Source organism: Lyngbya sp. CCY1209 (assembly GCF_055795065.1).
Genome location: NZ_JAYFER010000154.1, coordinates 1 through 9,179 on the forward strand (window position 1 = coordinate 1; position 9,179 = coordinate 9,179).

8 protein-coding genes are annotated in these 9,179 nt (G+C 54.4%); 7 read left to right on the top strand and 1 reads right to left on the bottom strand.

The window, feature by feature from the left end; translation table 11 throughout:
- The 7 genes from AC0QHF_RS02015 to AC0QHF_RS02045 form a co-directional block, all read left to right on the top strand.
- Positions 1-358 (top strand): amidase family protein (locus AC0QHF_RS02015; RefSeq protein ID WP_324702511.1); only part of this gene is annotated, 358 nt, incomplete at its 5' end.
- A gap of 63 nt (positions 359-421) precedes the next feature.
- Positions 422-2,671: an APC family permease gene (locus AC0QHF_RS02020; RefSeq protein ID WP_324702512.1), complete on the top strand. Its 2,250-nt coding sequence runs from the start codon at positions 422-424 to the stop codon at positions 2,669-2,671.
- A gap of 95 nt (positions 2,672-2,766) precedes the next feature.
- Positions 2,767-4,392 (top strand): alpha/beta hydrolase, encoded by a 1,626-nt coding sequence (locus AC0QHF_RS02025; RefSeq protein WP_324702513.1) that lies wholly within the window; start codon positions 2,767-2,769, stop codon positions 4,390-4,392.
- 127 nt (positions 4,393-4,519) lie between these two features.
- Positions 4,520-5,473 (top strand): metal ABC transporter solute-binding protein, Zn/Mn family, encoded by a 954-nt coding sequence (locus AC0QHF_RS02030; protein ID WP_324702514.1) that lies wholly within the window; start codon positions 4,520-4,522, stop codon positions 5,471-5,473.
- Between the two features lie 29 nt (positions 5,474-5,502).
- Entirely contained in the window at positions 5,503-6,321 is an 819-nt protein-coding gene (locus tag AC0QHF_RS02035) for a metal ABC transporter ATP-binding protein (protein WP_324702515.1), read from the top strand.
- A 14-nt stretch (positions 6,322-6,335) separates the two neighbouring features.
- Complete coding sequence (locus tag AC0QHF_RS02040) at positions 6,336-7,172, top strand: metal ABC transporter permease (RefSeq protein ID WP_324702516.1); 837 nt, start codon at positions 6,336-6,338, stop codon at positions 7,170-7,172.
- A gap of 155 nt (positions 7,173-7,327) precedes the next feature.
- The gene (locus AC0QHF_RS02045) at positions 7,328-8,230 is read left to right on the top strand and encodes an aspartoacylase (protein ID WP_324702517.1); all 903 of its coding nucleotides are present in this window, start codon (positions 7,328-7,330) and stop codon (positions 8,228-8,230) included.
- An 8-nt stretch (positions 8,231-8,238) separates the two neighbouring features.
- Here AC0QHF_RS02045 and AC0QHF_RS02050 read toward each other — a convergent pair whose 3' ends face one another.
- Positions 8,239-8,967: a Uma2 family endonuclease gene (locus AC0QHF_RS02050; protein WP_324702518.1), complete on the bottom strand. Its 729-nt coding sequence runs from the start codon at positions 8,965-8,967 to the stop codon at positions 8,239-8,241.
- Positions 8,968-9,179 lie beyond the last annotated feature (212 nt).

Consider the following 9,179-nt stretch of genomic DNA (forward strand, 5'->3'; position numbering starts at 1 on the left):
GCACTTTGATAATGCCTTTGAGAATCCAGCTTTGGATTACTTAAGAATCTGCGTGGTTTTAACCCGCAGAGTATCAATGCCCACCTATATGCACCCCACCATCCGTGTCGGGGAATATGCTAATCTAACTCCTGAACAAACGTTGCAGAAAATTATCAACTGGATCGCCCCCTGTCCGCCGTTCAACGCGACGGGTCAACCCGCGATCGCCCTTCCCGCAGGATTCGACCCCCACGGGTTGCCCGTCGGAGTCCAGCTCGTCGGCAAACCGGCGGACGAATTGACCTTAATTTCCCTCGCCGCCCAACTCGAAGCCGCCCGACTTGGGTTTGACCATCGCCCCCCTTTGGCGGTGTGAGCGGTATCTCCGTCCACCTTCACCCCCCTGGTACTCCGAATTTTAGAGAGGTCGGTCAATATTGTGAAACTCCCCTTTTCTCGTTCCACACAGCCATCCCCGCCACCCTCCCCCCAAACCGGAACGGGTCTCGGCACCTTCGGCGGCGTCTACACCCCCTCGATTTTGACGATCCTGGGGGTGATCATGTACCTGCGCTTCGGCTGGGTCGTCGGCCAGGTGGGGCTGTGGGGAACGTTGGCGATCGTCACCCTCTCCACGTCGATCACCTTTCTCACTTCCCTCTCCATCTGTGCGATCGCCACCGATCGCGTCGTGCGGGCCGGGGGCGCATACTATATGATCAGTCGCTCCCTAGGCATCGAATCCGGGGGGGCGATCGGCATTCCCCTCTACTTCGCTCAAGCTCTCTCCGTCGCCCTCTACACCATCGGTTTCGCCGAAAGTCTCGTCCTCACCTTTCCCCAGTTGACGGTGCGCTGGGTGGCGCTGGCCACCACGATCGCCGTCGCCGTCCTCGCCATCAAATCCGCCCAACTGGCGATCAAAGCCCAATACTTCATCATGGCTGCGATCGCCCTTTCCCTGATCTCCTTCGCCTTCGGACAAAAAATCCCGGCCACCCCCGCCGATCTCGAAATCGCCGCCGATGTCGCCAAAGAGGGCTTCTGGCCCGTGTTCGCCGTCTTCTTCCCCGCTGTCACTGGTATCATGGCCGGGGTGAATATGTCTGGAGATCTACGCGATCCCATCAAGGCGATTCCCAGTGGGACCCTGGCTGCCGTCGGGACGGGTTATGTGATCTATATGATCCTTCCTATCTTTTTATCGATGCGAGCCGATACGGCCAGCCTCATTGCCGATACCCTGATTATGCAGCGCATCGCCGTCTGGGGGCCGGCGATCTTGCTGGGCGTGTGGGGGGCCACCCTGTCGAGCGCCCTCGGCAGCATCCTTGGGGCCCCCCGGGTGCTGCAAGCCCTGGCACGAGATGGGATTCTACCCAGTGGGTTGCGGTTTTTGGGTACCGGAAGCGGGGAAGATGACGAACCCCGCATCGCTACTGTCTTTACCCTTGCCTTTGTACTGGTTGCAGTAGCCGTTGGCGACCTGAACTTGATCGCCCCGGTGCTGAGTATGTTCTTCCTCACCACCTACCTGGTGCTGAACTTGGCGGCGGGAATTGAGACGTTTCTACGCAGTCCCTCCTTCCGTCCATCCTTCAAAGTTCACTGGTTCTTCTCCCTGCTGGGAGTGATCGGCTGTCTGGGGGTGATGTTCCTGATCGACTCCCTGGCTACTATTATCGCTGCTGTTATTGTCTTCGGTATTTACATTTGGCTTGAACGCCGGGAACTCGAAAGCGCCTGGGGGGACGTCCGCCAGGGGATCTGGATGGCCCTGGTGCGGATGGGCCTGTTCCAACTCAGCTACACCCCCGACACCAAAAACTGGCGTCCCCACATCCTCACCTTTTCCGGAGCCCCGACTAAACGCTGGCATCTGGTCGAGTTGGCCGCCAACCTCACCCACAACCGCAGCCTGTTCACCGTCTGCACCGTTTTGCCCAGCGGATCGCGCAATCCGGCCCAGCGCGGCGAAATGGAGGGAACGATTCGGGAGTATTTGGACAAGCGGGGTATTGAAGGGCTCGTGCGGGTGATTACGGCTCCCGACCCCTTCGCGGGGGCGCGGCAGCTCGTGGAATCCTACGGAATTGGTCCGCTGGTGCCGAATACGATTTTGTTGGGAGATACTAAATCCCCGGAACGGCGGGAGTCCTACTGCGACGCGATCGCTCACTTCCATCATGCGGGGCGGAGTGTGATCGTCCTGCGGGACGAGTCGGAACGGGGATTTGGCCGTCGCCAGCGCATTGATGTTTGGTGGGGGGGATTGAACGCGAACGGGGGGTTGATGCTGATTTTGGCTTACCTGCTACGGACGAGTCTGGACTGGCGGGGAGCTCAGATCAATTTGAATTTGGTGGTCCCGGACGCGACAGCGGCTCAGGCGGCTCGCCCTAACCTCGATCGCGTCGTGGAACAGTTGCGAATCGGGGCGAAACCCCAGGTGATCGTCTCCGAAGGTCAACCGTTCCCGGAGATCCTGCGTCAATCTTCCCGACAAGCTGACCTGGTGTTTTTGGGAATGGCTCCGCCCCGGGAAAATTTCCATTACAGCGAATATTACGACAGCCTACAGGCTATGGCGGAAGGATTGCCGGCTACGATTTTTGTCTTGGCGGCCCCCGATTTCGCCTTCTCGGAGGTTTTGCAGAAAGATACTTCTACGACGCGGGGCGGATCGTAATTGGGGAGTCGGGAGTCGGTATTAGGGAGTCGGGGGAATTATGGGGTGCGCCTGGGCCCGCGCTATATTACTTTTTCACTACTTTTTCGGGTTTCATGCAGTTGAATTGGCAACGATATCGGTTGGTGTTGGGTCTGACGATCGCCCTTGTCCTCGGGAGTTGGGGCGCGATCGCAACTCCGGTACGGGCGGCGGAAACCGTCGTCGTCCGCAAGGGGATCGCCTCCGTTTCGGTGGCGGTGGACGATTTGCGGGAATTCGCCCGCACGGGAAAGATACCCGTTTCTCTGGCGGGTTACGGCACCCTCCTCTCCCCCGAACAGAGACGCCAAGTCCTCGAAGCGTTAAATATCAATTTATCCCTCGACCGGGCTTCGGTGCAAAATCTCCTCAACACCCAAATTGGCGAAACGATCCTCGACGGCATTTCGACTGTGACGGCTGAACCGGGGGGGGAGGCCCTGAAAGGGGCGCTGATCGCCTCGGCAGAAGACCCCCAGGGACTCTCGGTGCTGGGGTTTTTGGAGGCCTATCCGAACCCGGAACTTCGCATCGACCTCGACGCGGCTTTCGCCATCTTCGCCCGCCTGAATCGCTCTTTTTGGCAAACTCAACAATTTATGGTGGAAATGGCCGACGAGTTGGAGGCGACAACGCCTGATGTGGCTGTCCCTTTTGACCCGACTCAACCGGGAGCGGCTACAGTTGAAGTCATCCCGTTGCAGTTTGAGGACGAAGGGCGCAACCGTACCATTTTGGCGGATCTGTACTGGTCGCAGACGGTGGGGAGCGATCGCCCCCTGGTGGTGTTCACCCACGGCCGGGGGTCGGTCCGCAACGAGTTGGACTACCTGGCCCGCCACCTGGCCTCCCACGGCTTCGGGTTCCTGGCCCTGGAACATCCGGGAAGCAACCAGGTTTACATCGATCGCGCCCTGGCTCTGCAACCGGAGGAGTTGCTCGAACGCCCCCGGGATATCAGTTTCGTCCTCGACGAGTTGGCGGCGGGGGTTGAAATGGACCCGCAGATCCGGCGATCGCTCAATCCGGAACGGGTGCTGGCGATCGGCTATTCTTTGGGGGGGAGTACCGCTTTGGCCATCGCCGGGGGAGAATTTCAACTCGAATCCCTGCGGGAACGGTGCCGAACCGAAGCGGTCAGGTTCAGTGTCGGACAAATTACCCAATGTATTGCCAGCCAACTCCCCGAAGACCGCTATCGACTCTACGATCCCCGGGTCAAAGCCGCGATCGCCCTCAACCCCACCGCATCTTTACTCTTCGGCGAAACGGGACTCGCCCGGGTGGAAGTCCCTACCCTGATTTTTTCCGTTTCCGCCGACAAACTCACCCCCGCCCTCTCGGATCAGATCGGCATTTTTCCCCAACTTAGAGCCCCCAAATGGCTCGTCGGCGTCGTCGGGGGAACTCATCTGAGCGTCAAAGATCCCGCCTTTGTCAAGGATCAATCCCAACGGCCGAACACGCCGCTATCGGGAAATGAGGTGTTCGGCGTCGCCACGGCCGACATCCGGAACTATGCTAAGGCCTTCACTTTGGCGATGGCGGCACAACTGACTCCGGACGCCCGAGAGTACGAAATCTTTCTGACGCCCGAATATTTCCGCTCCATTTCCACCGATGCCTTCCCGGTACGACTGGTGACGGAAATTCCCGACGAGATACAAGTTTTGGTGGAGGCGTTCTTGGAGAAAAATTGAGAATTGATCATTGATAATTGACAATTATCTATCCAGATTCCCGAATCTCAAATCCTGATCGCCATGTTATGATAATGATTATCATTTTTGTCTGTGCCATCTGGGAGTATCATAGGGAGGGAGACAGATGCGGGAACGAGTGAATGGGACGGCGATCGCCCTAATGCTTGCAGTGGGAGCGATCGCGGGGTGCGGTGGTTCGACGACACCTTCCGCGTCGGAGGGGACGGACACCGTAGAAGTCGCGGAAGTCAACGACGGGGCGATCGATGTGACCGTCAGCATCCTGCCGCAAAAGTATTTCGTGGAGAAAATTGGCGGCGAGAATGTCAATGTCAACGTCATGGTTCCCCCCGGCGCGTCTCCGGCGACCTACGAACCCAAACCCCAGCAGTTGAAGGATCTCAGCGACGCGGAAGCCTACGTCAGCATCGGCATCCACTTTGAAAAACCCTGGATGCCCCGGATCGAAAGTGCCAACCCGCAAATGTTAGTGATTGATTCGGCTGAGGGGATCGAAAAATTGCCCCTGGAAGACCACCACCATCACGAAGCAGAAGGCGGCCACGACCACGGCCACGACCACGGGGGAGATACCCTCGACCCACACATTTGGCTCTCACCTCGACTGGCGAAACAACAGGCTCAAAATATTTACGAAGGACTCGTGAAAGTTGACCCGGAGAACCAGGAAACCTACCGACAAAATCTCGAACAGTTTTGGGCGGAAATCGACCAAATTGACGCACAAATTCGCGCTAATTTGGAAGGGGTCAGCAATCGCCAGTTTATGGTTTTTCATCCCTCTTGGGGGTATTTCGCCGCCGATTATAACCTCGAACAGGAGGCGATCGAAGTGGGGGGACAAGAACCGAGCGCCTCGGAATTGGCGACGTTAATTGCGGAGGCGAAAGCGGAAAATATCCAAGTCATTTTTGCCCAGCCGGAATTCAACACGGAGTCGGCTCAAACTATCGCTCAAGAGATCGGCGGAGAAGTGATTTTAGTCACCCCCCTCGCCCCCAATTGGTCGGAGAATTTGCTGGAAGTCTCGGAAAAATTCGCCGGTGCTCTCAATTAGAAATAAATCACCCAAACAGTCGGTTAATTATGTTAAAATTAGGGATTGACGTGCCATCTTGCTACCCTTCAGAAAGATCCGATCCGCCCACCGAAGCGGTCATGACCCTCGATCGCATCTGGGCGAGTTATAACCGGCAAGAACCGGTTTTGGAAGATGTCAGCCTGACGGTTCGAGAGCTGGATTTTATCGGCATTATCGGCCCCAACGGCGGGGGGAAAACCACCCTGCTGAAAGTGATGTTGGGGCTGTTGAAACCTCGGCGGGGGACGGTGGAAATTATGGGATTTTCGCCCGTGCAGGGGCGCAGATATGTGGGTTACGTCCCCCAAACTTTTGAGTTCGATCGCAGCTTTCCAGTGCGCGTTTCCGAAGTGGTGTTGATGGGGAGATTGGGACGGCGACGGCTGTTTAGAGGTTACACCAAACAAGACCGCGAAATCGTCAACCGAACCTTAGAAAAAGTAGGGATGCTGGAATTTCGCGATCGCGCCATCGGCGAGTTATCTGGCGGACAGCGACAGCGGATCTATATCGCCCGGGCGTTGGCTTGCGAACCCCGGATCTTGCTGTTGGACGAACCGACAGCCAGCGTCGATCCGAGGATGCAATATGGGATTTATGAACTCCTGCACGAACTGAATGAATACATGACTATTGTGATTATTTCCCACGATTTGGGGGCGGTTTCAACTCATGTTAAAACGGTGGGGTGTTTGAACCGAAAACTATTTTATCATGGCGATCGCCAGATCACCCCCGAAATGATCGAACAGACCTATCAATGTCCGATCGATTTGATTTCCCACGGTTCGATTCCCCACCGCGTTTTTCGAGACCACCAGTAAATCATATTAAAATTATGCTCGAAGCGATTCATACGGCACTACGGTTTGAGTTCATGCAAAATGCCCTGATGGCGGGAATTTTGGTGAGTATCGCCTGCGGCATTATCGGCTCATTTGTGGTGGTCAACCGGATCGTTTTTATCAGCGGTGGCATCGCCCACGCCGCCTATGGGGGCATCGGTTTGGGGTATTTTTTCCAATTTAATCCGCTGTTCGGGGCGATCGCATTTTCTCTGATTTCGGCCGTCGGTATGGGGTTGGTGGAACGAAAAACCAAACAGCGATCGGATACGATTATCGGGGTGATGTGGGCGTTGGGAATGGCGATCGGGATTATTTTCATTGACCTGACACCGGGATACAAAGCCGATTTGATGAGTTATTTATTCGGCAGCATCCTCACGGTCCCCCGCACGGATTTGATGGTGATGTTGGGACTGGATGTCCTAATTTTTATTCTGGTTGTTTCTCTATATAAAGAACTGGTGGCGATTTCCTTCGACCCCGTGTTTGCCACGACCCGCAATATTCCGGTGGATTATTTATATTTGGTTTTGGTCGCCGCGATCGGTCTGACGGTGGTGATGGTCATGCAGGTGGTTGGACTGATTTTGGTGATCGCGTTGCTGACCGTGCCCGCTGCCATCAGCACCCAATTCGTCAAAGATATCAAACAGATGATGGTGTTGTCGAGTCTGTTTGGGATTATTTTTACCATGACTGGGTTGTGGTTTTCTTACTTTTTTAACCTCACCTCCGGCGCGACGATTATCCTCGTTTCCTGCGGCGGCTATCTCCTCAGTTTGGGAGTCAAAGCGTATTGGGATCGGATCGCGCCCTCTTCCTCTTGAGGCGTGGCGGGCTCTGAACCGATCGCTTCGGTCGCTTATAATAGAGGAGATCTGCCCTGTGGCGTTTCCGCCTGGTCAACAGCCGGATGGCAGTGGGAGCGATCGCCGATCGCTTAAAATCGTTATAGTTATCATTATATTTGCTATCGAATCTGATGAATTTCACACCGCAAACCGCCGACGCCATCCGCCGCGTCGCCATTGTCGGGGGAACCCACGGCAACGAATGGACCGGCATATATTTAATTAAAAAATTCGAGCGATCGCCGAAATTAGTGACGCGATCGACATTTGAAACCCTGACATTATTGGCCAATCCCCGGGCATTTGAAATTAATAAACGCTACGTCGATCGCGATTTAAACCGGTGTTTTCGACGGGAACATTTGGAACAATCCAATTCGGAAATCTACGAAATTCAGAGGGCGCAGTGGATCGTCGAACGATGGGGCAAACAGGGACAGGGCAAGATCGACGCTATTTTTGATTTTCACAGCAGCACTGCCCACATGGGGGTGACATTAATTTGGGTTAAAAATAATTCATTTAATCGCCAAATAGCCGCCCACTTGAAAGGTATTTTTCCGGACTTAAATATTTACAGTTGGATCGATCCGGAGCGGGAAAATCCGTCCATGAAATCCCTGTGCGATCGCGGCTTTTCAATTGAGGTGGGGCCGGTGGCACCGGGAATGTTGGATGCCGCACTATTTGAAAAGGCTGAACAGGTCATCCACGCCGTTTTGGATTATATCGAACGGTACAACCGGGGGGAACTCATCGGGGGCGATCGCACCCTCACGATCTATCAATTTCTGCGAGTCGTAGACTATCCCCGCACGGAAACCGGGGAACTCGCCGGGATGATTCACCCACAATTGCAGGGACGGGATTACCAGCAGTTGAACCCCGGCGATCCGATGTTTTTAAAGTTTGACGGAACCACAATTTATTATGACGGAGAAACCCCCGTCTGGCCGATTTTTATCAACGAAGTCGCCTATTACGAAAAGGCGATCGCGATGGTGTTGACGCGGCGGGAGGCGATCGCAGTTTGAAGCGGAATTTAAACGGTATCCGGATCGATTCCCAACTCCCGCAACTTGGCGATCAGTTTCTCCTTTTGTTGTCGTTCGGTTTCGAGTTGCTGTTCCGCCAGTTCCCGCTGTTGTTTTTCGTTTGTCGCCGATTCTTCCGGAGTCGGAACCAAGTCGCCGTCCGCTGTGAAAAACCGCAGTTTATTTTCGTAAATCCCCAGAAATAATTGTAACTGGTGACTCCAAAGATATCCGCGATCGCTCGGTTGTATGTCTTGGTATTCCCCGTTCACCAAGTGAAACCCTCGGAACTCCGATGTATCTGGAGAAAACCAGAAATATTCGGGAGTTCGGAAAATCTCTTGATAAATTTGTTTTTTCGTGTTTCGGTCAACATTGGCTGTCGAATTCGACAACAATTCGATAATCACATGGGGATATTTTCCCCCCTCTTCCCACACCACCCAACTCTTGCGGGGTTTCTGTTCCGTATTCAACACCACGAAGAAATCCGGCCCCCGAAAATCCTTCGTTTTCACCTGTTCGGGACTGTAGTAAATGCTCAGGTTCCCGGCGGCGAAATAGTCGGTTTTATCCCGCCACAGCCAATCCAGACAGTTGAGCAACAGAATAATTTGTTGTAGGTGCAAATAGCTTTCCAAAGGTGGTTCCTCACTTTCCAAATCTCCGGGAGGAAATTCAATCTCTTCCCATTCGGATTCAGTTTTCAGTGTTTCTAAATCTTGGGAAATGGTCATGGTAGCCTCCGGTGCAGTATTTCTAGTATAGTAGGCAAAAGGCAACAGGCAACAGGCAACAGGCAATAGGGAGAAACAGCCATCACTGTATCGGTTTCCGAATTTTGTGATATCCTAAGTGTCTTGGAGGTTGCTATATAGCAATGAGCGCTCGTGTGTTTACAGTTCGGTTCGTGGAACAGAACCCGAAACTTCCATGTGTCTTGGCGATT

What these genes read in the sequence shown, in the direction of transcription:
- AC0QHF_RS02030 (WP_324702514.1), top strand. Translation starts at nt 4,520, where the DNA reads ATGCGGGAACGAGTGAATGGGACGGCGATCGCCCTAATGCTTGCAGTG.
- AC0QHF_RS02050 (WP_324702518.1), bottom strand. Translation starts at nt 8,967, where the DNA reads ATGACCATTTCCCAAGATTTAGAAACACTGAAAACTGAATCCGAATGG.
- AC0QHF_RS02040 (WP_324702516.1), top strand. Translation starts at nt 6,336, where the DNA reads ATGCTCGAAGCGATTCATACGGCACTACGGTTTGAGTTCATGCAAAAT.
- AC0QHF_RS02025 (WP_324702513.1), top strand. Translation starts at nt 2,767, where the DNA reads ATGCAGTTGAATTGGCAACGATATCGGTTGGTGTTGGGTCTGACGATC.
- AC0QHF_RS02035 (WP_324702515.1), top strand. Translation starts at nt 5,503, where the DNA reads ATGTTAAAATTAGGGATTGACGTGCCATCTTGCTACCCTTCAGAAAGA.
- AC0QHF_RS02045 (WP_324702517.1), top strand. Translation starts at nt 7,328, where the DNA reads ATGAATTTCACACCGCAAACCGCCGACGCCATCCGCCGCGTCGCCATT.